Source organism: Stenotrophomonas sp. YJH_SMC_105-26, from assembly GCF_059368915.1.
Genome location: NZ_JCAFSD010000010.1, coordinates 12,692 through 34,839 on the forward strand (window position 1 = coordinate 12,692; position 22,148 = coordinate 34,839).

Consider the following 22,148-nt stretch of genomic DNA (forward strand, 5'->3'; position numbering starts at 1 on the left):
ATCGATCAAGGACGATTCTAGCGCGGTTGAGTCGTCGCAGTCGGCGGGCCGGGGCGCCCGTCAAGGATGTTTCAACGCCTCGCCATCCAGCCCGAGGTCCCACGCCAGTCCCAGCAGCGCCTCGTCCGCCCGTGACGGGGCGGGGCGCGCATCGGCCAGCTGCTGCAGTTCGAGCAGTTCCTCGCGGGCCACGTCTTCCAGCCGCTGCAGCTGCTCACGCACGCTCGCGTTGCGCGGGCGCTCGGTATCGGTGAGGGAGGGCAGGGCGCGGATCAGGGTCATGGTGCGCGTACAGGATGCATCCAATGGCGGGTTACAGGCAAAGGCCCCGGACGAACCGGGGCCTTGCGGGCTGCCTGCGAGGGCAGCGGACATCAGGATCAGAACAGCTCGACGGTGCCGGCGCCCATGCTCTGCTGGGCGACCGGCTTGTGCGGCGGGCGTTCCCATTCGCTGCGCAGTTCGCGCAGGCGGTTGCCGGTGCGCTGCAGGGCGGTGGCGATCTCTTCGTCGAACACGCCGCCATTGCGGTGCAGCAGTTCCTGCAGGGCCACCGCTTCGCGGTTGATCGCGGTCAGGCGGTCCAGGTGGGTGTGCACACCGCCCAGCGCCTGGGTGGCGATGTCTTCGAACTGCAGGGCACGCACGGCTTCGGCCACGCTGCCATCGATCGCACGGGCGCACTCGGACACTTCGCGCATGCCGTCGCCCAGCGAGGCGTTGATCTGCGCGACGTTGTCGAGCATCGCTGCTGCTTCCTGGCGGGCTTCGCGGGAGCGGTCCATATCGCGCGAGGCCATGTGCGAAACCGTCTCGCGCACCTTGGCGATGGCGTCCTTGGAGCTGTGCGCCAGCTTGCGGATCTGCTCGTTGAAGGTGGTCGAGCGCTCGGACAGGTTGCGCACTTCGTCGGCGACCACGGCGAAGCCACGACCGGCTTCACCGGCACGCGCCGCTTCGATGGCCGCATTCAGCGCCAGCAGGTTGGTCTGGTCGGCGATCGACTTGACGTCTTCCAGCAGCGCGAAGATGCCATCCAGGTGCTGCGCCATCTGGTCGATGTGCTGCACGGTGGTGCTGCTCTGGCCGCTCACCTGCTCCAGCGCTTCCACCAGCTGTTCCATGCGGTGGCTGGCGTGCTGGGCGAAACGGGCAACGTCGAGGCCGGCATTGCCTTCATCACCGGCGCGGTCGACGATGCGCGACAGGGCCTGGCTCTGCTGGCGCGACTTGCGGTTCATGGCATCGAAGCTGCCGCCCAGGCTGGAGACGGCCTGGCGGATCAGGTCACGGGCGCGTTCCACTTCGCCACGCGAACCGTCGATCTCGTTGCCGACGAAGTTGCGCAGCTCGGTCAGCAGCTGGTCCTGTTCGCGCAGGACACGGGCGTGCTCGGGGGAACGATGTGCCTGGGCGCGGGTGGTCCACCACGCAAAGCCGAGCCAGCTCAGCGTCATCGTGGTCAGGATCGCCCAGCGCAGGGCGGCCGGCCATTCGAAACCGATGGCGAAGGGGAGCAGCAGGGTCAGAGCCAAGGGGGCGGCCAGACGGATGAAAATGCGTGAGTACATGGACGTTCTCGGGAGGTGCACGGAGGATGTATCGGCCGTACCCCCTTTCTCTTTAACGTCGATGTGCCTCGAAGTGCATTCTGAATGCGCCGGTTTTCCGGCGCCTTGGCGGCCTCGGGGTCAGAGCCCTTTCCGTGCCGGAAAGGGATCCGACCCCTTGGGCAGGCGCAACGGGGTCGGATCCCTTTTCCATGGAAAAGGGCTCTGACCCCACACCCTCAGGCCAGCAGGCGGTCCACGGCCTCGATCATCGCCTTGCGGCTGAACAGGAAGTCCCAGTAGCTGCCGCCCAGCTGGCGCCACAACACCGCCGAACGCACCGCGGCCAGCAGCAGGGCACGGATCTCCGCCACCACGCCGGCCTGGCCCAGGTAGTGCGGGTTGCCCTGCACCATCACCCGCGGTTTCAGGTGGCTGATGGTGTCGGCATACAGGCCGCCGAGGTTGGCCAGTACGTCCGGGTGGCCACTGTCGCCCAGTTCGGTGGCCTGGCGCTGGGCGCGCTCGATGCCCGAGGCGACCTTGTTCACGGTCGCCCCATCCTGCACGAAGCGGCGCTCCAGCTGCAGCACCGACAGGGCCAGCTTGGGCAGGATCGGGTCCTGGCCCTGGCTGCGGAAGTAGTTGTGCAGCAGGCGCAGGCCGGACTTCAGTGCATGACGGTCACCGAACACCGCCTGCGGCGAGGACGCATCGACGCGGAACACGCTGTCCACGGCGGTGCGCACGGCGGCGGCGTCGGAATGGCCGGTATCGGCGATGCGGCGCACCTGCTGCAGGGCCTGGGCAATGCCGGCCAAGGCCAGGACGCGGTCGTCGACAGTGAAACTCATGCAGCGATTACCTCAAAAGGGGAGGGGGTGGTGCGCAGGCGTTGTTCCAGCGGCGCATCGGTGGCGGCGATCACCGCGCCGCCCAGGCACACATCACCGTCATACAGCACCAGCGATTGACCGGGGGTAACGGCACGCTGCGGGCGCGCAAAGGTGACCAGCACGCTGCCATCGTCCAGCACCTGGACCGTACACGGCTCGTCGGGCTGGCGGTAGCGGGTCTGGGCGGTGCATTCGAAGCGCCGTGCCGGCGGTGAGCCGGCGATCCAGTGCGCGGTTTCCGAACGCAGGCGGTCGGACAGCATCCACTTGCTGTCGCGGTCCTGGTCCACGTACAGCACGTTGCTGGCCACATCCTTGCCAACCACGTACCACGGCGCGGCCGGGCGGCCACGCACGCCGCCGATGTTCAGGCCCTCGCGCTGGCCCAGGGTGAAATAGAACACGCCCGGGTGTTCGGCAATCACGCTGCCGTCGGCCGGGTCGAGGATCTGGCCGGGCTTGGCCGGCAGGTAGCGGCCGAGGAATTCGCGGAAGTCGCGCTCGCCGATGAAACAGATGCCGGTGGAGTCCTTCTTGGCGTGGGTCGGCAGGCCGACGTCGCGCGCGATCCGGCGCAGGTCGCTCTTTTCCAGGTCGCCGATCGGGAACAGGGTGGCTGCCAGCTGTTCCTGGCCCAGTTGATGCAGGAAGTAGCTCTGGTCCTTGGATCGATCGGCGCCGCGCAGCAGCAGCCACTGGTGGCCGCGCTGGGTCACCCGTGCGTAATGGCCGGTGGCGATGCGCTCGGCGCCCAGCTCGCGGGCGGCGTCCAGGAAATGCTTGAACTTCACTTCACGGTTGCACAGCACGTCCGGGTTCGGGGTGCGGCCGGCCGCGTACTCGGCCAGGAAGTGCTCGAACACGCCCTGCCAGTACTCGCTGGAGAAGTCGCGGAAGTGGAACGGGATGCCCAGCAGGCCGCACACGGCCACCGCGTCGCGACGGTCATCCTCGGCACGGCAATCACCGCTGCCATCGTCGGCCCAGTTCTGCATGAACAGGCCGGCCACGGCCTCGCCCTGCTGTACCAGGCGCCAGGCGGCGACCGAGGAATCGACGCCGCCGGAGACGCCCACCATCACACGCGGAGTGCTCATGCGACCTCCCGGACCAGCGAAAGCGGGTGGCGCTGGCCACCCAGGTAATCCGCCACCACCTGCCACACCAGCGGGCTGCGCTGGCGCTCGCCGGCGGCCTGCAGCTCGGCCGGGGTCAGCCACAGCGCGCGGTCGATGCCGGTGTCCAGCGGCTGCGCCGGGTCGTGCGAAACCGGGCGCGCCGCGTAGCAGAAGCGCAGGAAGGCCGTGCCGTCGCCGGCAGTCCACTGGTAGCAGCCAATGAAGTGGGTCAGCTGCACCGTCCAGCCGGTTTCCTCGCGGGTCTCGCGCAGGGCGGCCTCGGCCAGGCTTTCGCCCGGCTCGAGGTGGCCGGCCGGCTGGTTCAGCACCTGGCGGCCGTCAATGGTCTCCTCGACCAGCAGCACGCGGCCGCCGTCTATCACCACGGTGGCAACGGTGGCGTGCGGTGCCCAGCGCGGGTCCGGCGTGGCGTTCAACTCAGAACTCGTCCTTCTTGGTCAGTTCCAGCTCCATCGCGTCGGCGGTGCGGATGGCCGCATCGATGGCGTCGCTGAGCTGGTCGGCGGTGGCATCGGCGTCGATCTTCACCACAAACATGGCGGTGGTGTCCTGCTTTACCCAGCCGCCCATCTTGGCGTCCTGCGAATCTTCCAGCAGGCGGTTGGCCACGGCCGCCGGGAACTGCTTGGTCTTGGCGCTGTAGGCCGGTGACCAGATCTCGCGGATGTTGTGGCTGCCGAAGTCTTCCACCGCCGAGCGCACGTAGACCATCTGGGTGCGGTCGCCCTCGACGTCGAAGACCATGCGGTAGTCGCCATCCTCGTCGACTTCGTAGGTATAGCCCAGCTTGTCCAGGTGGCGGGCCACGGACTTGTCGGCGCTGGTCGCGGCGGCGGCAGAACCGGCAGCAGCCAGGGTGATCAGCAGGGCGGAGAGAAGGGTCCTTTTCATGAAGATCCTGTGAAGCGATGTTGAAAGAAGGTGCAATTGTGACGGGGGGCGTGCGTGCCGTCCAATCCGCGGCGGGCCGACGCAGGCGCGGTGCAACCCCTATAATGGATGGATGCCCCATGAGTCCTCCCCCGATTCCCAGCACGAGCACGGCGTTGCCGTGGAGCCCGCGCGCCCGGAAGTGGCGCCGCCGCCGTTCTATCAGGTGATGCTGCTCAACGACGACTACACCCCGATGGATTTCGTGGTGGATGTGCTGCAGCAGTTCTTCAGCATGGACCTGGACAAGGCCACGCAGGTGATGCTGCACGTCCATACCCGCGGCCGCGGCGTGTGCGGGGTGTTCACCCGCGAAGTGGCCGAGACCAAGGTTGCCCAGGTCAACGAGTATTCGCGGATGAACCAGCACCCGCTGCTGTGCACGATGGAAAAGGCCTGACCGGCTGCCGATCCTCGTCCGGGTACATCGACTCCGAACACGGCGGCCCACCAAGGTGGGCACCTACCAAGGCAGAAACCTGTAGAGCCGAGCCCATGCTCGGCTGCTTTTCGTCCCGGCGCAATGATCCCGGATGGAGTGCGCCCACCACGCGCGGAGGTCACGCCTCCGCCAACGCCTCCAGCGCCATCCGCGCCACCGCCTCGTCGATGTCGGCGGGGTCGCCGTCGTCCCGGAACCACACGGCCGACAGTGCCGCGCTGGCGGCGATCCAGCGCAGCAGGCGCGCCCGTTCCAGCCCAGCCAGCGCGCTGACCTGTTCCAGCCGGGCGGCAAACCGCTCGGGCCGGGTGGCCACATGGATGCCCGGGCCACAGAGGTCCGGGTTGCTGAACATCGTCGTGTAGTCGAACGCGCGGTCGCCCAGCAGCCGCTTCGGGTCGATCGCCAGCCAGCCACGCGTGCCGAAATCCAGCACGTTGTCGTGGTGCAGGTCGCCGTGCAGCGGCCGGATCTCGTGTTCTTCCCGCAAGACCCGCTCCGCCAGTGATCTGCACTGTTCCAGCAGTGGCGGCAGCGCGGCCCTTGGCTGCAGCAGGTCGGCGAACCATGTACGCAGGCAGACCAGTTCCGCTGGTGGCGCGCTCCGTGGCCGGTGCAGCTGCCGCAGGACCTGGCACAGGATCGTGGTCTAGGCGTCATCGTCGCCCTCGATCGAACGTTGCCGCAGCGAATCGCCGCCGGCACGCTCGATCAGGATCGCCGGCCCCTCGTGGGCCAGCAGGCGGGCGGCACCATCGCCGTCCCACCAGCGCAGCAGGCGATGGCCGTTCTGCTCCTCGGTTTCGCTGCTGACCTTCAGCATCGCCAGTTCGCCGTCGGCGGTCAGCACCGGCCAGAGCTGGGCGTGGGGCGTCTCGATGGCCGCGCCATCACGCCGCAATCGCCAGCGGCTCAGGTAGGGTTCGCTCATGCTGGGTGGGCTGTCCTGGAGTGAATGAAGATCAAGCGATCTGCACTGCTAACGCCATCTGAACGCAGCAATCCGCTAGGGTGATGGAAATCGCGTAGTCAGGCCGCATATTGTCCCCATCTGCCGCCGGAGTAATCCATGTTCAGCAAAGACCTCGAACACACCATCGGCCAGTGCTACAAGCGCGCCCGTGAGGCCCGGCATGAATTCATGACGGTCGAACACCTGCTGTTGGCACTGCTCGACAACCCGTCCGCCCAGGCCGTACTGAAGGCCTGTGGTGCCGACGCCGAACGCCTGCGCCAGGAGCTGGAGCAGGCCATCGAGGCTTCCGTGTCCCGCCTGGCCGAAGATGACGGCCGTGATACCCAGCCGACCCTGGGCTTCCAGCGCGTGCTGCAGCGGGCCGTGTACCACGTGCAGTCCTCGGGCAAGAAGGAGGTCACCGGCGCCAACGTGCTGGTCGCCATCTTCGGCGAAAAGGACTCCCATGCCGTCTATTACCTCAACCAGCAGGACGTGACCCGTCTGGACGTGGTCAATTACCTGTCCCATGGCATCGCCAAGCTGGGCGAGGAAGGCGAGCAGCCGTCCTCCTCCTCCGATGGCGAAGGCCGCATCGAAGGCGGGGAGGGCGAGCCGAAGGGTGATGCCCTGACCGAGTTCGCCAGCAACCTCAACGAACAGGCGCGGTCCGGCCGCATCGATCCGCTGGTCGGCCGTGCCGACGAGATCGAGCGCACCATCCAGGTCCTGTGCCGCCGCCGCAAGAACAACCCGCTGTACGTGGGCGAGGCCGGCGTGGGCAAGACCGCGATTGCCGAGGGCCTGGCCCGCCGCATCGTCGAGGGCTCGGTGCCCGACGTGCTGGCCGACGCGGTGATCTACTCGCTCGACCTGGGCGCGCTGGTGGCTGGCACCAAGTACCGCGGCGACTTCGAGAAGCGCCTGAAGAGCGTGCTGACCGCACTGAAGAAGGTCCCCAATGCGGTGCTCTTCATCGACGAGATCCATACCATCATCGGTGCCGGTTCGGCCTCGGGTGGCACCATGGATGCGTCCAACCTGATCAAGCCGGCGCTGGCCTCCGGCGAGCTGCGCTGCATCGGCTCGACCACCTTCCAGGAGTACCGCGGCATCTTCGAGAAGGACCGGGCGCTGGCCCGCCGCTTCCAGAAGATCGACATCGTCGAGCCGACCGTGGGCGAGACCTACGAGATCCTGCAGGGCCTGAAGTCCAAGTACGAGCTGCACCACGGCGTGACCTATTCGGACGAAGCGCTGCAGGCGGCGGTGGATCTGTCGGTGAAGCACATCGGCGACCGCCTGCTTCCGGACAAGGCCATCGACGTGATCGACGAGGCCGGTGCCCGCCAGCGGCTGCTGCCGGAAGGCCAGCGCAAGGAGCTGATCGACGTCGAGGAAGTGGAGGCGATCGTGGCCAAGATGGCGCGCATCCCGACCAAGCAGGTCAGTGCCACCGACAAGGATGTGCTGCAGCACCTGGAGCGCAACCTGAAGATGGTGATCTTCGGCCAGGACCCGGCCATCGAGACGCTGTCCTCGGCGATCAAGCTGGCCCGCTCGGGCCTGGGCAATCCGGAAAAGCCGATCGGCAACTTCCTGTTCGCCGGCCCGACCGGTGTCGGCAAGACCGAGGTGACCAAGCAGCTGGCGCTGCAGCTGGGCATCGAGCTGGTCCGCTTCGACATGTCCGAGTACATGGAGCCGCATTCGATCAGCCGCCTGATCGGTGCCCCTCCGGGCTATGTCGGCTTCGACCAGGGCGGCCTGCTGACCGAAAAGATCGTCAAGACGCCGCACTGCGTGCTACTGCTGGACGAAATCGAAAAGGCGCACCCGGACATCTTCAACATCCTGTTGCAGGTGATGGACCGCGGCGTGCTGACCGATACCAACGGGCGTGAGGCCAACTTCAAGAACGTGGTGCTGGTGATGACCACCAATGCCGGCGCGGCGCAGGCCTCGCGGCGCTCGATCGGCTTCACCAAGCAGGACCATGCCACCGACGCGATGGAGACCATCCGCCGCAGCTTCACCCCGGAATTCCGCAACCGACTTGATGCGGTGGTGCAGTTCCAGGCGTTGGGCTTCGAGCACATCCTGCGCGTGGTCGACAAGTTCCTGATCGAGCTGGAGATGCTGCTGCAGGACAAGCACGTCAGCCTGTCGGCCACGCCGACCGCGCGCGACTGGCTGGCCCACCACGGCTTCGACCCGCTGATGGGTGCGCGCCCGATGGCCCGCGTGATCCAGGACAAGATCAAGCGTCCTCTGGCCGACGAGCTGCTGTTCGGCAAACTGGTCAACGGCGGCAAGGTGAACATCGATGTCCGCGACGACGAGCTGGTCGTCGAGACCCAGGCCGAGCCGGAGCGCCTGCTGCCGGTCACGGTGGAGTGAGCTGACGCCGGGCCTGGCCCGGCGGACCTGAAATGACAAGGGCGGCTTCGGCCGCCCTTGTCATGTGTGCCATCAACGGCCGCGCTGGCGGGCCTTCTTCTGGAAGGTGGCTTCGTCGATCGGTTCGATCTGCGCCACCCGGCAGTGGTCGGCATCGGTGCGCAGCTGGCTGCGGCCGGCGCTGCACAGCAGGCCCTGCTGGCCTTCGGTGATGAAGCTCAGTTTCCGCGAGTAGCCGGCAGTGGAGCAGTCGTTCTGGAAGTGCACGACATAGTGGTCCTGGCCATTGCGCAGCAGGATGTTTCGCGAAACGCCGGCGCGCACGATCTGCTGGTCGCTGCCCAGCTGGATGCAGTCACTGGCCGTGGAAGGGGGCTCGGCGGCGCGCACAGGCGATGCGCTGGCGGACGCGGCAACGGCGACGAGCAGGGCGGTCAACGTGAGCATGTTCATGGCGGGGCAGGGGAATGGCGATCCGGACTGGATCGGGTCCCACGATGCCGCCACGGATGAAGATGCGAATCTGCCGCAAGCAGGGCTGACCGACGCCACGGTGCGTTCGGTCACGATGACCTCCGGCAGGGCCGGATTGCACCCATGACAAAAGGCCAGCAACCAGGGCTGGCCTTGTCGAAGTGGCGCAACGCGCCGACCGCTTACTTCATGCGGTAGGTGATACGACCCTTGGTCAGGTCGTACGGGGTCATTTCAACCTTGACCCGGTCACCGGTGAGGATGCGGATGTAGTTCTTGCGCATGCGGCCGGAAATGTGGGCGATGATTTCGTGCCCATTTTCCAGGCGAACGCGGAAAGTGGTGTTCGGCAGCGTCTCGCTGACGGTGCCCTCGAACTCGATGGAATCGTCTTTCGACATGTAGTCCTGTGCGGTTCAGAAAACGGCCACGCTGGGCCTAAGGCGCAGTATTTTACGCGTGACCGGCCCAGCTTGCAAAGTTTGTGTTAACCCCCGGCCAAACGCTGTGCCGGCAGGCGTCCGACCGCCTGCGTCCAGGGGCCTTCACGGCCGTCATGGCGCACCGCGTGGCGGACGTGCTGCAGGAACGCCGCGCGCGGCAGGTGCTCGGCGCCCATCCGCAGCAGGTGCGGATTCTCCACCTGGGCATCGATCAGCGCCCAGCCCCAGCCGTGAAGCGTGGATGCCAGCGCGGCCAGGGCGATCTTGGAGCCGCCGCTGGCGCCACTGAACATGCTCTCGCCGAAGAACATCGTCCCGATGGCCACCCCGTAGATGCCGCCGACCAGCGTCTGCCGGTCCCAGACCTCGAAGGAGTGGGCAAAGCCGAGGTCATGCAGCTGGCTGTAGGCCTCGACCATGTCGGGGCTGATCCAGGTGCCGTCCTGGCCGGGCCGCGGTGCCGCCGCACAGGCGCGCATCACCCGGCTGAAGGCGGTGTCGGCGGTGACCTCCCATGTGCTGCCGCGCAACTGGCGCCGGAAGCGGCTGGACAGATGCACGCCATCGGTACGGAACACCATGCGCGGGTCGGGCGACCACCACAGGATCGGCTCGCCCTCGCTGAACCATGGAAAGATGCCGCCCGCATACGCGTTGAGCAGGCGCGCCGGGTGCAGGTCGCCGCCCACGGCGAGCAGGCCGTCGGGCTGGCGCAGGGCGGTCTCGGCCGGCGGGAAGGGGGCGTCCGGCGCGTCGGCCAGGCGCCAGGGCAGCTGGCGGGTCATGCCGGCATTGTATTCGTCGCGGCCCCGCGTGAATGCCGCGGTAGATGCCAACCTTGGTTGGCAGGTCACCCGTCCGCGCGAAATGGGCTGTGCCCCTGCAGCTCCTGCTGGTAGCGCCGCACATCCCGTCGCTCCTGCCGGCACCACTCCTGCAACGCCTCGGCGAAATCCGCATCAGCCACCCAGTGCCGGCTGCGCACCAGTGTAGGCAGGAAGCCGCGCGCCAGCTTGTGCTCGCCCTGTGCGCCGGGTTCGAAACGGCTCAGGCCTTCGCGCAGGCAGTACTCGATGCCCTGGTAGTAACAGGCTTCGAAGTGCAGGCCGGGCAGGGTGGCGCCGCCCCAGTAGCGGCCGTACAGCGTGTCACCGCCGCGCAGGCAGAGCGCGCCGGCAATCGGCTGGCCTTCCTGCTCGGCCAGGAAAAGTACCAGCCCGCGTCCCAATGAAATGGCCAGATGGCGCAAGAAGGGCTCGGTCAGCGCCGGGGCATTGCCGTATTCCAGGAAGGTCTGCAGGTAGAAGCGGTACATCGCCTGCAGGTCGGCGCGACTGGCCTCGTCGCCGTGCACCACGCGGAAGCTGATGCCCTGGCGGGTGACCTTGGCCCGTTCCTGGCGGATGTTCTTGCGGTGCTTGTGGTTCATCGCGCCGAGGAGCTGGTCGAATGTCGCCCAGTCACCCGGGTTCTGCCACTGGAACTGCACGTCCTCGCGCAGCAGCCAGTCATCGCCGAACAGCGCCTCGTCCGCTGCGGCGTGGAAGTTGATATGGGCCGATGACACGGCCAGTGCCGGCAGTGCATCGCGCAACGCCGACAGCAGCGTGGTGCGCTCTGAATCGTGACGGGCCAGCAGGCGCGGCCCGGTGACCGGCGAGTACGGCACCGCGCCCAGCCACTTCGGGTAGTAGTCGCGGCCATGGCGGGCGTAGGCGTTCGCCCAGGCATGGTCAAACACGAATTCGCCGTGGGAGTTGGTCTTCAGGTAGCCCGGAATTGCGCCGATCAGGCGCTCGCCCTCCCACAGCGTGAAGTGCCGGGGCTGCCAGCCCCAGTCCTCGCGCAGGCAGCCGTGCTGTTCCAGGCCTGAGAGGAAGGCGTGGCTGACGAACGGATTCTGGCCGTCGTGCAGGGCATCCCAGTCGGTGGCGGGAATGGACTGCAGGGAGTCGAGGAAGCGGGGGGAGGGCATGGTTGGCAAGGATAGGCCAGGTGGATCGCGAACGGTGCTGGCGGAGCTGGGTTGGTTTGTTCCGGTTGGGGGTGAGGAAAGTTTGAATTGTCCATCCGTGTGCGCTTGGTTGCGGAATGCCTGAATGCACAGGGGCAGAGTGAGCTGCGCCGCTGGAGCGGTGCATTCACTCTTTGCATGGAGTAGCCAAAATGAACCAGAAATTTCGCCTTGGATCCCTTTCTGTCCTGCTGTCTCTTCTGGGTGGCGGACTGTTGATAAGCCCCGCGCAGGCCGTTGACGCTCCTCCTGCGGTGGAGCAGGACACTGGGCTCGACATCCTCTTGACCCAGAAGGCGCGCGACATTCTGGAGCGCGTTCGTCTCGTGGATGGCCAGGCACGTAGTCGCCGGGTTGAGGTATCGGCAGATATCGCCAACGGTGTAGTGACCGTGGCGCTGGATCGTGACTTCGTTCCTGCCGATTACGGACCGTCGTTCGAGGATCAGCGAAGCGAGATCAGTTTTGGACTACTGCATTGGGCCGAGCAGGTGGCGCCGTTCAGTCGTGTCGTTTTTCTGTATGACGGGAAAGAGATCGAATACTACTTTCCTGAGATAAAGGCTGCGGACGATGCGGCGCGGAAAGCGGGGGATGCGCTGAGGCGGATGCGTGGAACGCCTGGGTCCGGGATGGCATTTGTCGCAGCCGGCCATGGGTATTTCTACAGCTACAAGGACAACCGGTGGGTGACCTCAAGGGATGAATGGAATGGCGTCTCCGAGGGGTTGTTGACTCCGTCGTACGCTGCGGAGCTGAAGGCGATGATCGAGCAAAGGAGCCAAATGCCTGTCGTCCGTCCGCGCGTTCAGATCACGGGAACGACTCATCCTCCGAGTGGTGAGGAGTGGTGGACCATAGCTGCGCGCTACGCGATTGCCGAGCAGTATCCGGCCGAGACAAAGATATGGAGCACGTACGCAGGCAGTACGCTTTGGGATCGGGAGGAGCGTGAAGACATCAACAGTCGGCCGCTTCTCGCAAACCACCACGGAGCTGAGGTAGCGATTCATCTGCACAGCAATGGAGAACCCTCGGGGGCCGCGCGCGGTACTCGTGTGATCGTGCAACCTGGTAGGCCGATGGATGCTGCTCTTGCAGAGAGTGTCCTGTGCTCGATGAAGGAGCTGATTCACTCGCTACCTGAGTATGCGGCATTCACCGTGGCTCCCGCTCCGCACGCGCTGAACAAGGGGGAGAACCGAGAGGCGCACATGCCATCGATCATCGTAGAGACGGCGTTTCACACGAATCCGGATGATGCCAAGGCGCTGCAGGACCCCGTCTTCCGCTCGGCGTCGATGAAAGGGGTGGAGAAGGGCTATCGCCTGTGGGCAACAGGAAAGACGTGTGAGCCGCTGTCCGGGCAGCCGATCGCAGATGTCGACGTTCCATCCGGCGACTCGCGCGAGGTGGACGTGGCGTTTGCGGGCCATCCGCAATTCCCGATCAGCCTGATCACCCGCAATACGCTGTGCCCATCAGGGTGGAACTGCAGCGGACGGACGGTGGTCATCGATTCGCCTGACCAGCCCAGCAGGATGCAACTCAGCTGCGGTCGCGACAGCGTGGGGACGCTCGGCTGGGAGACGCATGTGTTGGATGCGGATGGGGTCAAGTCGCAGCCCGTGCCTCACACCGTTCGTTGTGTTCCCGATGCGGCCGGCCCTGATCGAAATGGCTTGCCTGAGAATACGGCTGCCGCAGGGATGTAACGAGAAAGGCCGACGCTTTCGCGTCGGCCTTTCTCCTGAGTCGAGCATGGCTCGACTCTACAGAGCATAATCAGCGCTTCAGCTGGCCTTGCCCTGCGCGTCCAGATAGCGCTCGGCGTCCAGAGCGGCCATGCAGCCGAAGCCGGCCGAGGTGATCGCCTGGCGGTAGTGCTGGTCGGCCACGTCGCCGGCGGCGAACACGCCTTCCACCGAGGTCTGGGTAGCGTTGCCGCCCAGGCCCGAACGGATTTCCAGGTAGCCGTTGTTCATCGCCAGCTGGCCGTCGAACAGGGTGGTGTTCGGGTGGTGGCCGATGGCCACGAAGAAGCCGTGGGCATCGATGTCGCGGGTGCCGCCGTCCAGGGTGGACTTCACGCGCACGCCGGTCACGCCGGCGTCGTTGCCCAGCACTTCCTCCACCTGGTGGTGCCAGACGGTCTCGATCTTGCCTTCGGCCACCTTCCTGAACAGCTTGTCCTGCATGATCTTCTCCGCCTTCAGGGTGTCGCGGCGGTGGACCAGGTAGACCTTGCGGGCGATGTTGGACAGGTACAGGGCCTCTTCCACGGCGGTGTTGCCGCCGCCGACCACGACCACGTCCTGGTCGCGGTAGAAGAAGCCGTCACAGGTGGCACAGGCGGACACGCCGCGGCCCTTGAACTCGTCTTCGGTCGGGATGCCCAGGTACTTGGCGGTGGCGCCGGTGGCGATGATCAGCGCGTCGCAGGTGTACTCGTGGCTGTCGCCGATCAGCTTGAACGGGCGCTGCGACAGGTCGGCGGTGTGGATGTGGTCGAAGATGACCTCGGTCTCGAAGCGCTCGGCGTGGGCCTGCATGCGCGCCATCAGGTCCGGGCCCATCAGGCCGTGGGCGTCACCCGGCCAGTTGTCCACCTCGGTGGTGGTCATCAGCTGGCCGCCCTGCTGCAGGCCGGTGATGACGACCGGCTTCAGATTGGCACGGGCGGCGTAGACGGCGGCGGTCCAGCCGGCCGGTCCGGAACCGAGGATGACGAGGCGCTGGTGGCGGGAGGGCAGGCTGGTGCTCATGTAGACTCGCGAAAAGGTAGATGGGACAAGGCGCTGGCGATGTTTGCGCAGCATCCGTGGCTGGTCATAGAGTGGCGGCTGGGGCAGGGCGATTCAAGCCGATGAACAGAACGCCGTCATCCAGCGGTGGTTTCGGCCCTGTCCGGGCCCGGTCAGAAGTCGCATAACTGAAAACTGACGCCGTCTCATTTATTATCAATCACTAACAGCGCATTCCAAAGGTATGGTCTAAGGTGGCGAAGCAGGTCCCTGAACGCTCCAAGTCGGACGACAGCAAGGCGTCACGTCGCACGGCCGCGGCGGCGACGACCGACAATCCACGCCGCCAGCGCCTCTGGCGCGACCTGGGCCTGATCGCGATCGCGCCGGCCCTGCTCTATCTGGCGGCGAGTCTTTTCACCTATTCAGCGACGGATCCGGGCTGGTCGCATACCGGCAGCGTGGTCGCGCCGGTGCACAACCTCGGTGGTCGCGCGGGCGCCTGGATCGCCGACGTGCTGCTGCAGTTGTTCGGCTACATCGCCTTCCTGCTGCCGGTGGTGCTCGGTGCGCTGTCGTGGATTGCCATGTTCGGCCTCAAGCGCGAGAGCAAGGGCGAGAACGACCTGGACCCGGCGCTGCGCCTGGTCGGCCTGGTCGGATTCCTGATCGCAGGCACCGGCTTCCTGCATGTACGCCTGTTCAGCGGCGATGTCTCCAGCGCCGGCGGCATCCTCGGCAAGCTGGTTGGCAATTCGCTCACGGTGGGCTTCGGCGCGCTGGGCGCGAACCTGTTCGTGCTGGTGCTGCTGCTGGCCTCGATCACCCTGGCCACCGGGCTGTCCTGGTTCACGGTGATGGAAAAGATCGGCCGTGGCGTGATGTCGCTGGCACCGTTGCTGGCGCGCAAGAAGGAAGAAGTCACCGAGTGGCAGCAGACCCGGGTGATGCGCGAGGAGCGCCAGGAGGTGCGCAAGGCCGATGCCGAGGTGCGCGCCAAGCGCGAGCCGGTGAAGATCGAGCCGCGTCCGGAACCGGTGATCGAGAAGAGTGACCGGGCCAAGCGCGACACGCAGATTCCGATGTTCCGTGGCGTCAACGGCGACGGGTCGGACCTGCCGCCGCTGGCCCTGCTGGACGACCCCAAGCCGCAGCCGGTGGGCTACGACAAGGAAACCCTGGACGCGCTGTCACGGCAGATCGAGTTCAAGCTGAAGGATTTCCGCATCGACGCCCAGGTGGTCGGCGCCAACCCCGGGCCGGTCATCACCCGCTTCGAGATCGAGCCCGCGCCGGGCATCAAGGTCAGCCAGATCAGTTCGCTGGACAAGGACATCGCGCGCGGCCTGTCGGTGAAGTCGGTGCGCGTGGTCGACGTGATTCCGGGCAAGTCGGTGATCGGCCTGGAAATCCCCAACGTCACCCGCGAGATGATCTACCTGTCCGAGCTGTTGCGCTCGAAGGAATACGACAAGTCGGCCAGCGTGCTGACCCTGGCGCTGGGCAAGGACATTGCCGGGCGCTCGACCGTGGCCGATCTGGCGCGCATGCCGCACCTGCTGGTGGCCGGTACCACCGGTTCGGGCAAGTCGGTGGCGGTCAACGCGATGGTGCTGAGCCTGCTGTTCAAGGCCTCGCCGAAAGACCTGCGGATGCTGATGATCGACCCGAAGATGCTCGAACTGAGCGTCTACCAGGGCATTCCGCACCTGCTGGCACCGGTGGTCACCGACATGAAGGAGGCCGCCAACGGCCTGCGCTGGTGCGTGGCCGAGATGGAGCGCCGCTACAAGCTGATGAGCGCGGTGGGCGTGCGCAACCTGGCCGGCTTCAACAAGAAGGTGAAGGAAGCGCAGGATGCCGGCCAGCCGCTGATGGACCCGCTGTTCAAGCCGAACCCGGAGCTGGGCGAGGCGCCGCGTCCATTGGAGACGCTGCCGTTCATCGTCATCTTCATCGACGAATTCGCCGACATGATGATGATCGTCGGCAAGAAAGTGGAAGAGCTGATCGCGCGCCTGGCACAGAAAGCGCGTGCGGCGGGCATCCACCTGATCCTGGCCACGCAGCGCCCGTCGGTGGACGTGATCACCGGCCTGATCAAGGCCAACATCCCGACCCGTATCGCGTTCCAGGTCAGCTCCAAGATCGACTCGCGCACCATCCTCGACCAGTCCGGCGCGGAGACCCTGCTGGGCCACGGCGACATGCTGTACCTGCCGCCGGGCACCGCGCTGCCCGAGCGCGTGCATGGTGCGTTCGTGTCCGATGACGAAGTGCACCGCGTGGTCGAGCACCTCAAGGCGATGGGCCCGGCCGACTATATCGACGGGGTGCTGGACGAGGTGCAGACGATGGGCGACGGCGTGGTCGTCGGTGCCACCGGCCTGCCCGAGACCAGTGCGGCCGGCGACGAGTCCGACCCGCTGTATGACGAAGCGCTGCGGGTGGTCACCGAGACCCGCCGCGCCTCGATTTCCGGCGTGCAGCGCCGGCTCAAGATCGGCTACAACCGTGCAGCGCGACTGATCGAGGCCATGGAAGCGGCCGGCGTGGTCAGCCCGCCCGAGCACAACGGCGACCGCACGGTGCTGGCACCGCCGCCGCCGAAGTAAAGCCCGACGTATCCCCCACGACGTCCAAGGAACCGACGCATGCTTCACCCCGTACCAAGCGCGCTGGCGCTGGCGCTGGCAGCCTTCCTGGCTGCCGGCCCGGCACTGGCAGAATCCGCCACCTCCGCGCCCGCCACGGCGCCGCCTTCCACCAGCGGCGATACCGAAGCCAGCAATAATTTCAGCATTGTCCGTTACCGCGCCGACTACCAGGTGCGGCCGGATGCGGGCAATGTGCAGACCGAAACCTACGAAGTCCTGCTCAAGACCAAGGCCTCGGTCGAGCAGTTCAGCCAGGTGCGGCTGAGCTACAGCGAGAAGATGGAAACCCTGGAGGTGCTTGGCGCCTACACCATCACCGCCGACGGCCAGCGGCGCGACGTGCCGGCCGATCGCATCTACACCCAGGAGAGCTACTCCAGCGCCTCGGCGGCGATGTATGCCGACCGCAAGGTGCGGGTGATCGTGTTCCCGAACCTGGCCCCGGGCACGCGCCTGTACTACCAGGTGCGCCGCACCCAGGCCACGCCGTACTTCCCGGGCTATTTCGGCCTGTGGGAGACCTTCAACGTCTTCACCGAGTACGAAGACGCCGAGGTCACCCTGACTGCGCCGGCCAGCCTGCCGATGTTCATCGACAGCCGCGGCGTGCAGGGCAGCGATCGCCCGACGGTGAAGAACGGCCAGGCGCAGTGGCGCTGGCGCTACCAGCGGCGCGAAGCCATGCCGGCACAGAACTGGTCGGCGGCGGGCTGGGAGTTCGGCCCGAACATCATGGCCAGCACGTATCGTGACTGGTCGCAGATGGGACGCGCCTACCAGCTCAAGGCCGGCCCGGCGGCCGACGTGACCCCGGCGCTGCAGGCGCTGGCTGATGAAATCACCGCTGGCATCAGCGACCGGCGCGAGCAGGCCGATGCGCTGTACCGCTGGGTGGCGCAGAACATCCGCTATGTGGCGGTGTACCTGGGCAATGGCGGCCTGGAGCCGAACAGCGCGCAGAGCATCCTCGACAACCACTACGGTGACTGCAAGGACCATGTGACGATCCTGGAGGCGCTGCTGGCGGCCAAGGGCATCGCCAGCTCGCCGGTGCTGATCGGTGCCGGCGGCGGCCCCACGCTGCCGAAGATTCCGGTGCTGGGCCGCTTCAACCACGCCATCACCTACATCCCCGAGTTCGATCTGTATCTGGATTCGACCACCGCGTGGGCGCGCTTCGGGCAGCTGCCGGAAGGCGACCTCGGCGCACCGGTGATGCGTACCCGCGACGCCTCGTTGGCGCGCACCCCGGCCAACACGCCGCAGCGCAACGCCACCTCGATGGAGGTGCGTTTCACCTTCGACGCCAACGGCAACCTGCGCGGCGAGACCATTCCGAAGCTGGGCGAGAACGCCGAGATCGGCATGCGCGCCCAGTTCTCCCAGCTCAACGCGCAGAACCGTGCGCGCGCCGAGGAGCAGATCATGGCCGCGTCCGGTTTCGACGGGAGAGGGCAGCTGCAGATCCAGGGCGTGCCGGTCGACCTGACCCGGCCGTTTGGCTATCGCATGGCGTTCCAGGCCGAGGACTACGCCGACTTCAGCGTGGCCGGCGGCATGGCCGTGCCGGATCCGCCGGGTGGCGAATCGGTGCGCGGCCTGTACGCCACCGCCTCGGCGCCGGCCAACGAGACGCCGTTCTACTGCAATGCCAGCCTGCGCGAAGAGACCTATCGCCTGCAGTTCCCGGCCAATGCACCGATCATCGCCATCCCGGCCAGCCAGCGTTTCAGCAACGCCGCCGGTGAGTATCGGGTGGACTGGAGTCGCGAGGGCCAGGACGTGATCGTGCACCACCGCTTGCAGCAGAACGCGGTGCGTGGGCCGGAGGCGCTGTGCCAGCCGCAGGACTACACCGCATTCCGCGCGTTGTATCGCGAAGTGCGGCGTGGCTTCCGTGGCCAGGTGCTGTACGGCAAGCTGCCGGGCTCGGGCGGCTGAATCGCCGATGGACGTTCAGGGCGGCATAATGTCGCCCTGATCGCCCATTCATCTTTCCCCGGGCACACTGGCAACCACCTTTCCTGGCGCCCGCGCCCACAGGATTCCCACATGAACTTCCGCTTCCGTCGTTTCCTTGCCACCACCACCCTGGCCGTGGCCTGCGCCGCCGCCGGCAGCGCCTGGGCAGGCGCCCGCGATGACCTGAAGACCTTCACCAGTGGCCTGAAGGGCCTGGATGGCCAGTTCAGCCAGCAGGTGTTCGACAGCCGCGGCAAGGTGAAGGAATCGACCAGTGGCCGCGTGGCCCTGTCGGCGCCGCGCCTGTTCCGCTGGGAATACGTGCGCCCGCACGAGCAGTTGATCGTGGCCGACGGCAAGAAGGTCTGGATGTACGAACCGGACCTGGAGCAGGCCACCGTGCGTGAGCAGGGCAAGGAAGAGCAGAACAGCCCGCTGACCGCGCTGATCAACCCGGCACTGCTGGAACAGCAGTACGACGTCAGTGAAGAGGCTGCGCAGCGCGACGGCCTGCAGTGGCTGTCGCTGTCGCCGAAGCGCGAGACCGAAGCCAGCTTCCAGTACGCCGCGCTGGGCTTCAATGCCCAGGGCCTGGCCAAGATGGAAATCACCGATGCGGTTGGCCAGCGCACCGTGATCAGCTTCAGCGGCTGGAAGCGCAACCCGGGCTTTGCCGCCGGTACCTTCAGCTTCACTCCGCCGAAGGGCACCGACGTCATCGGTAATTGACCTGTGGGCGGAGGCGCTTTGGTGGGTGTCAACCTTGGTTGACACGCTTTTGATCTGCCGGCCAGCGGCCGGCACTACCGATCCTGTGGCCTGATCTGCCGGGCAGGGTTCGGTGCTGTCTGCTCTGGCGGGTGTCAACCGGCACCGTCATGGTGGGTGTCAACCTTGGTTGACACGCTCTTGATCTGCCGGCCAGCGGCCGGCACTACCACCCGTGCGGCCTGATCGCCGGCATGGCCCGGCGCTTTCTGCTCTGGTGGGTTTCAACCGGGACCGCCTTGGTGGGTGTCAACCGTTGGTTGGCACGCTTGGGATCTGCCGGCCAGCGGCCGGCACTACCAGACATCGCGTCCCGCCGCCGGGCACGGCCCGGCGCTACCGTTGGGCGGCGCGGTACAATGACCGGGTGGCAAGACATCGTTCAACTTCCTTCCCTGGTCCCGATCTGCTGAGCGTCGATCGGGAACACCTGCGCCCGCTGGCCGAGCGCATGCGTCCGCGCACTCTCGACGAAATGGTTGGGCAGAAGCGCCTGCTGGCGCCGGACAGCGCGCTGCGTCGCGCGGTCGAATCCGGTCGCGTGCATTCAATGATCCTGTGGGGACCGCCAGGCTGTGGCAAGACCACGCTGGCGCTGTTGCTGGCCGAATACTCCGACGCAGAATTCCGTGCCATCTCCGCCGTCCTCTCCGGCCTGCCGGAGGTGCGCCAGGTGTTGGCCGAGGCCGCGCAGCGTTTCGCCGAAGGCCGGCGCACCGTGCTGTTCGTGGATGAGGTGCATCGCTTCAACAAGGCGCAGCAGGACGCCTTCCTGCCGCACATCGAGCGCGGCACGATTCTGTTCGTCGGTGCCACCACCGAGAATCCGTCGTTCGAGTTGAATTCCGCATTGCTGTCGCGTTGCCGCGTGCATGTGCTGGAAGGCGTTTCGCCCACCGACATCGTCGAGGCGCTGGAACGTGCGCTGGGTGATCGCGAGCGCGGCCTGGGCGAAGAGGGTATCGAGGTCGCTCCCGAGCTGCTGCTGGAAATTGCGACCGCCGCCGATGGCGACGTGCGCCGTGCGCTGACCCTGTTGGAAATCGCCGCCGAACTGGCGGGCGGCGAGGGCGGTCGCATCACGCCGCAGACCCTGGCCCAGGTGCTGGCCGATCGCACCCGTCGCTTCGACAAGGGCGGCGAGCAGTTCTACGACCAGATCTCGGCGCTGCACAAGTCGGTACGCAGCTCCAATCCGGATGCCGCGCTGTACTGGCTGACCCGCATGCTCGATGGTGGCTGCGACCCGTCCTACCTGGCGCGCCGGCTGACCCGCATGGCCATCGAGGATATCGGCCTGGCCGATCCGCGCGCGCAGAGCATGGCGCTGGAAGCCTGGGACATCTACGAGCGGCTGGGCAGCCCGGAAGGCGAGCTGGCGTTCGCCCAGCTGGTGCTCTACCTGGCCAGCACCGCCAAGTCGAACGCCGGCTATGCCGCCTTCAACCAGGCCAAGGCCGACGTGCGCGAGAGTGGTACCGAAGAAGTGCCGCTGCACCTGCGCAATGCACCGACCAAGCTGATGAAGGAGCTCGGCTACGGCGCCGAGTACCAGTACGACCATGACGCCGAGGGTGGCATCGCGCTGGACCAGACGGGTTTCCCGGATGCGATGGGCGAACGGGTGTACTACAACCCGGTGCCGCGTGGCCTGGAAATCAAGCTGAAGGAAAAGCTGGACCGGCTGCGTGCCGAGCGCGAAGCGGCGAGGGCGGCAAAGGGTCGCTGACCCGGTTTATGTAGCGTCGAGCCGCGCTCGACTCCGCTCTGGACCGGGCCAGCAGCGCCTGCGGCAACGGCAGCCGAGCATGGGCTCGGCTCTACAGGGCCAATGGCAGCCGAGCATGGCTCGGCTCCACATTGTTCCCGGCGGCGGTCTTTGGCACACTGCGCGGCCACTTTTTCAAGGATTGATGCCGTGCAGGAAATGATTCTGCCGTTGAAGCGCTACGCCCAGTTCGAGGGGCGTGCCAACCGTCGTGAGTACTGGATGTTCCAGCTGTTCATGCTGATCGTCTCCGCCGTCCTGATGGTGCCGCTCGTTGCCGGGCTGGTGATGCAGTCCGACGTCCTGGGCATCGCGTCGATCATCCTGTTTGTCGTGTTCTGGCTGGCCACGTTCGTGCCGGTCATCGCCGTCACCGTGCGCCGCCTGCACGACTGCAACCAGTCGGGCTGGATGTACCTGCTGGCCTTCGTTCCGTTCGGCGGCCTGGTGATCTTCGTATTCGCGCTGCTGCCGGGCACGCCGCAGGAAAATGCTTATGGTCCGGTGCCTTCGGGGCCGTGACATTCCGCGAGTCGGGCATGGCTCGACTCCACAAGAGGCAAAGAAAAGAAGCCGGCATTTCGCCGGCTTCGTCTTTACTTGATGGTGCAGTCGCCGAAGGACAGGTAGTCCGTGCCGGAACTGAACTGCAGCGTGCAGCTGGCGGTGAACGTCGCGCCTTCTTCCAGTGCGCCCAGCTTGGCCGCCTGCTGTTCGTCGTCGCTGGTCAGCCGGGCCAGGACATTGCCCTGGTCGTCGCCGGCCTCGATCAGCGGCTCGCCCGCCAGGTTGCTGGAAACGCTCAGGGCTACGGCAGTGAATGTCACCGTCTGGTTGAGTTGGTCCATGCCCAGTGACGAATTGCCGGCTTCTTCAAAGGCCTGGTAGAGCGTTGGCAGGTCCTGTGCGGCATGGGCGGCCAGCGGCGCAAGCAGGCCGAGGGAGAGGGCGATCAGGGTGGTGTGCTTCAAGGGAGTCTCACAATCATGGGATCCAATCCCATGGC

General features: G+C 66.3%; 21 protein-coding genes and 1 pseudogene. 9 read left to right on the forward strand and 13 right to left on the reverse strand.

Annotation, left to right across the window (positions count from 1 at the left end):
* Positions 1–60: 60 nt before the first annotated feature.
* The 6 genes from AC5P7F_RS18130 to AC5P7F_RS18155 all read right to left on the reverse strand — a co-directional run bounded on the left by AC5P7F_RS18130 (position 61) and on the right by AC5P7F_RS18155 (position 4,476).
* Positions 61–282, reverse strand: a complete 222-nt coding sequence (locus AC5P7F_RS18130; protein ID WP_164076835.1) for a hypothetical protein — start codon at positions 280–282, stop codon at positions 61–63.
* A gap of 98 nt (positions 283–380) precedes the next feature.
* Positions 381–1,571 carry a methyl-accepting chemotaxis protein gene (locus AC5P7F_RS18135; RefSeq protein WP_005416472.1) on the reverse strand — a complete coding sequence of 397 codons (1,191 nt, stop codon included), beginning with the start codon at positions 1,569–1,571 and terminating at the stop codon, positions 381–383.
* 218 nt (positions 1,572–1,789) lie between these two features.
* Positions 1,790–2,404, reverse strand: a complete 615-nt coding sequence (gene hflD, locus AC5P7F_RS18140; protein ID WP_032961893.1) for a high frequency lysogenization protein HflD — start codon at positions 2,402–2,404, stop codon at positions 1,790–1,792.
* Positions 2,401–3,543, reverse strand: a complete 1,143-nt coding sequence (mnmA, locus tag AC5P7F_RS18145) for a tRNA 2-thiouridine(34) synthase MnmA (protein ID WP_049403980.1) — start codon at positions 3,541–3,543, stop codon at positions 2,401–2,403. Before mnmA ends, hflD begins: the two co-directional genes overlap by 4 nt.
* Positions 3,540–4,001, reverse strand: a complete 462-nt coding sequence (locus AC5P7F_RS18150) for an NUDIX hydrolase (RefSeq protein WP_014647078.1) — start codon at positions 3,999–4,001, stop codon at positions 3,540–3,542. The genes mnmA and AC5P7F_RS18150 overlap by 4 nt, the downstream gene beginning before the upstream one ends.
* A gap of 1 nt (position 4,002) precedes the next feature.
* The gene (locus AC5P7F_RS18155) at positions 4,003–4,476 is read right to left on the reverse strand and encodes a hypothetical protein (RefSeq protein WP_164076837.1); all 474 of its coding nucleotides are present in this window, start codon (positions 4,474–4,476) and stop codon (positions 4,003–4,005) included.
* 112 nt (positions 4,477–4,588) lie between these two features.
* On the opposite strand from AC5P7F_RS18155, the gene clpS reads away from it, so the two are divergent.
* Positions 4,589–4,915 carry an ATP-dependent Clp protease adapter ClpS gene (clpS, locus tag AC5P7F_RS18160; RefSeq protein WP_005416477.1) on the forward strand — a complete coding sequence of 109 codons (327 nt, stop codon included), beginning with the start codon at positions 4,589–4,591 and terminating at the stop codon, positions 4,913–4,915.
* A 160-nt stretch (positions 4,916–5,075) separates the two neighbouring features.
* Here clpS and AC5P7F_RS18165 read toward each other — a convergent pair.
* Positions 5,076–5,888: pseudogene (locus tag AC5P7F_RS18165) on the reverse strand (APH(6) family putative aminoglycoside O-phosphotransferase).
* Positions 5,889–6,026: 138 nt separating this feature from the next.
* Here AC5P7F_RS18165 and clpA point away from each other — a divergent pair.
* The gene (clpA, locus tag AC5P7F_RS18170; RefSeq protein WP_014647082.1) at positions 6,027–8,312 is read left to right on the forward strand and encodes an ATP-dependent Clp protease ATP-binding subunit ClpA; all 2,286 of its coding nucleotides are present in this window, start codon (positions 6,027–6,029) and stop codon (positions 8,310–8,312) included.
* A 72-nt stretch (positions 8,313–8,384) separates the two neighbouring features.
* Here clpA and AC5P7F_RS18175 read toward each other — a convergent pair whose 3' ends face one another.
* The gene (locus AC5P7F_RS18175) at positions 8,385–8,759 is read right to left on the reverse strand and encodes a hypothetical protein (RefSeq protein ID WP_229767389.1); all 375 of its coding nucleotides are present in this window, start codon (positions 8,757–8,759) and stop codon (positions 8,385–8,387) included.
* Here AC5P7F_RS18175 and AC5P7F_RS18180 point away from each other — a divergent pair.
* A complete protein-coding gene (locus AC5P7F_RS18180) occupies positions 8,752–8,913 on the forward strand; it encodes a hypothetical protein (RefSeq protein ID WP_162292851.1) in 162 nt (53 codons plus the stop codon). The genes AC5P7F_RS18175 and AC5P7F_RS18180 overlap by 8 nt on opposite strands.
* Positions 8,914–8,968: 55 nt before the next feature.
* On the opposite strand, the gene infA is transcribed toward AC5P7F_RS18180, so the two are convergent.
* The 3 genes from infA to AC5P7F_RS18195 form a co-directional block, all read right to left on the reverse strand.
* Positions 8,969–9,187 (reverse strand): translation initiation factor IF-1, encoded by a 219-nt coding sequence (gene infA, locus AC5P7F_RS18185; RefSeq protein ID WP_005409596.1) that lies wholly within the window; start codon positions 9,185–9,187, stop codon positions 8,969–8,971.
* A gap of 86 nt (positions 9,188–9,273) precedes the next feature.
* On the reverse strand, positions 9,274–10,014 hold the full coding sequence (aat, locus tag AC5P7F_RS18190; protein ID WP_014647084.1) for a leucyl/phenylalanyl-tRNA--protein transferase: 741 nt from the start codon (positions 10,012–10,014) through the stop codon (positions 9,274–9,276).
* A 65-nt stretch (positions 10,015–10,079) separates the two neighbouring features.
* Positions 10,080–11,204: a GNAT family N-acetyltransferase gene (locus tag AC5P7F_RS18195; RefSeq protein WP_164076839.1), complete on the reverse strand. Its 1,125-nt coding sequence runs from the start codon at positions 11,202–11,204 to the stop codon at positions 10,080–10,082.
* A 191-nt stretch (positions 11,205–11,395) separates the two neighbouring features.
* Between AC5P7F_RS18195 and AC5P7F_RS18200 the strand changes: the two genes are divergently transcribed.
* Positions 11,396–12,958 carry an N-acetylmuramoyl-L-alanine amidase gene (locus tag AC5P7F_RS18200; protein ID WP_164076840.1) on the forward strand — a complete coding sequence of 521 codons (1,563 nt, stop codon included), beginning with the start codon at positions 11,396–11,398 and terminating at the stop codon, positions 12,956–12,958.
* 78 nt (positions 12,959–13,036) lie between these two features.
* Here AC5P7F_RS18200 and trxB read toward each other — a convergent pair whose 3' ends face one another.
* A complete protein-coding gene (gene trxB / locus AC5P7F_RS18205) occupies positions 13,037–14,008 on the reverse strand; it encodes a thioredoxin-disulfide reductase (protein ID WP_014647087.1) in 972 nt (323 codons plus the stop codon).
* Positions 14,009–14,241: 233 nt separating this feature from the next.
* Between trxB and AC5P7F_RS18210 the strand changes: the two genes are divergently transcribed.
* The 5 genes from AC5P7F_RS18210 (at position 14,242) to AC5P7F_RS18230 (ending at position 21,664) form a co-directional block, all read left to right on the forward strand.
* Positions 14,242–16,602, forward strand: a complete 2,361-nt coding sequence (locus AC5P7F_RS18210; protein WP_014647088.1) for a DNA translocase FtsK — start codon at positions 14,242–14,244, stop codon at positions 16,600–16,602.
* A gap of 39 nt (positions 16,603–16,641) precedes the next feature.
* Positions 16,642–18,585: a DUF3857 domain-containing protein gene (locus tag AC5P7F_RS18215; RefSeq protein ID WP_164076841.1), complete on the forward strand. Its 1,944-nt coding sequence runs from the start codon at positions 16,642–16,644 to the stop codon at positions 18,583–18,585.
* A 111-nt stretch (positions 18,586–18,696) separates the two neighbouring features.
* Positions 18,697–19,335, forward strand: a complete 639-nt coding sequence (lolA, locus tag AC5P7F_RS18220) for an outer membrane lipoprotein periplasmic chaperone LolA (protein ID WP_005413289.1) — start codon at positions 18,697–18,699, stop codon at positions 19,333–19,335.
* Positions 19,336–19,825: 490 nt separating this feature from the next.
* Entirely contained in the window at positions 19,826–21,103 is a 1,278-nt protein-coding gene (locus AC5P7F_RS18225) for a replication-associated recombination protein A (RefSeq protein ID WP_229767350.1), read from the forward strand.
* A 189-nt stretch (positions 21,104–21,292) separates the two neighbouring features.
* Entirely contained in the window at positions 21,293–21,664 is a 372-nt protein-coding gene (locus AC5P7F_RS18230) for a DUF805 domain-containing protein (RefSeq protein ID WP_014647091.1), read from the forward strand.
* A 74-nt stretch (positions 21,665–21,738) separates the two neighbouring features.
* Here the strand turns inward: AC5P7F_RS18230 and AC5P7F_RS18235 are convergent, their stop codons facing one another.
* Positions 21,739–22,113, reverse strand: a complete 375-nt coding sequence (locus tag AC5P7F_RS18235; RefSeq protein ID WP_014647092.1) for a hypothetical protein — start codon at positions 22,111–22,113, stop codon at positions 21,739–21,741.
* Positions 22,114–22,148: the final 35 nt, after the last annotated feature.

What these genes read in the sequence shown, in the direction of transcription:
- AC5P7F_RS18130 (WP_164076835.1), bottom strand. Translation starts at nt 282, where the DNA reads ATGACCCTGATCCGCGCCCTGCCCTCCCTCACCGATACCGAGCGCCCG.
- AC5P7F_RS18135 (WP_005416472.1), bottom strand. Translation starts at nt 1,571, where the DNA reads ATGTACTCACGCATTTTCATCCGTCTGGCCGCCCCCTTGGCTCTGACC.
- hflD (WP_032961893.1), bottom strand. Translation starts at nt 2,404, where the DNA reads ATGAGTTTCACTGTCGACGACCGCGTCCTGGCCTTGGCCGGCATTGCC.
- mnmA (WP_049403980.1), bottom strand. Translation starts at nt 3,543, where the DNA reads ATGAGCACTCCGCGTGTGATGGTGGGCGTCTCCGGCGGCGTCGATTCC.
- AC5P7F_RS18155 (WP_164076837.1), bottom strand. Translation starts at nt 4,476, where the DNA reads ATGAAAAGGACCCTTCTCTCCGCCCTGCTGATCACCCTGGCTGCTGCC.
- clpS (WP_005416477.1), top strand. Translation starts at nt 4,589, where the DNA reads ATGCCCCATGAGTCCTCCCCCGATTCCCAGCACGAGCACGGCGTTGCC.
- clpA (WP_014647082.1), top strand. Translation starts at nt 6,027, where the DNA reads ATGTTCAGCAAAGACCTCGAACACACCATCGGCCAGTGCTACAAGCGC.
- AC5P7F_RS18175 (WP_229767389.1), bottom strand. Translation starts at nt 8,759, where the DNA reads ATGCTCACGTTGACCGCCCTGCTCGTCGCCGTTGCCGCGTCCGCCAGC.
- infA (WP_005409596.1), bottom strand. Translation starts at nt 9,187, where the DNA reads ATGTCGAAAGACGATTCCATCGAGTTCGAGGGCACCGTCAGCGAGACG.
- aat (WP_014647084.1), bottom strand. Translation starts at nt 10,014, where the DNA reads ATGACCCGCCAGCTGCCCTGGCGCCTGGCCGACGCGCCGGACGCCCCC.
- AC5P7F_RS18195 (WP_164076839.1), bottom strand. Translation starts at nt 11,204, where the DNA reads ATGCCCTCCCCCCGCTTCCTCGACTCCCTGCAGTCCATTCCCGCCACC.
- AC5P7F_RS18200 (WP_164076840.1), top strand. Translation starts at nt 11,396, where the DNA reads ATGAACCAGAAATTTCGCCTTGGATCCCTTTCTGTCCTGCTGTCTCTT.
- trxB (WP_014647087.1), bottom strand. Translation starts at nt 14,008, where the DNA reads ATGAGCACCAGCCTGCCCTCCCGCCACCAGCGCCTCGTCATCCTCGGT.
- AC5P7F_RS18215 (WP_164076841.1), top strand. Translation starts at nt 16,642, where the DNA reads ATGCTTCACCCCGTACCAAGCGCGCTGGCGCTGGCGCTGGCAGCCTTC.
- lolA (WP_005413289.1), top strand. Translation starts at nt 18,697, where the DNA reads ATGAACTTCCGCTTCCGTCGTTTCCTTGCCACCACCACCCTGGCCGTG.
- AC5P7F_RS18225 (WP_229767350.1), top strand. Translation starts at nt 19,826, where the DNA reads ATGCGTCCGCGCACTCTCGACGAAATGGTTGGGCAGAAGCGCCTGCTG.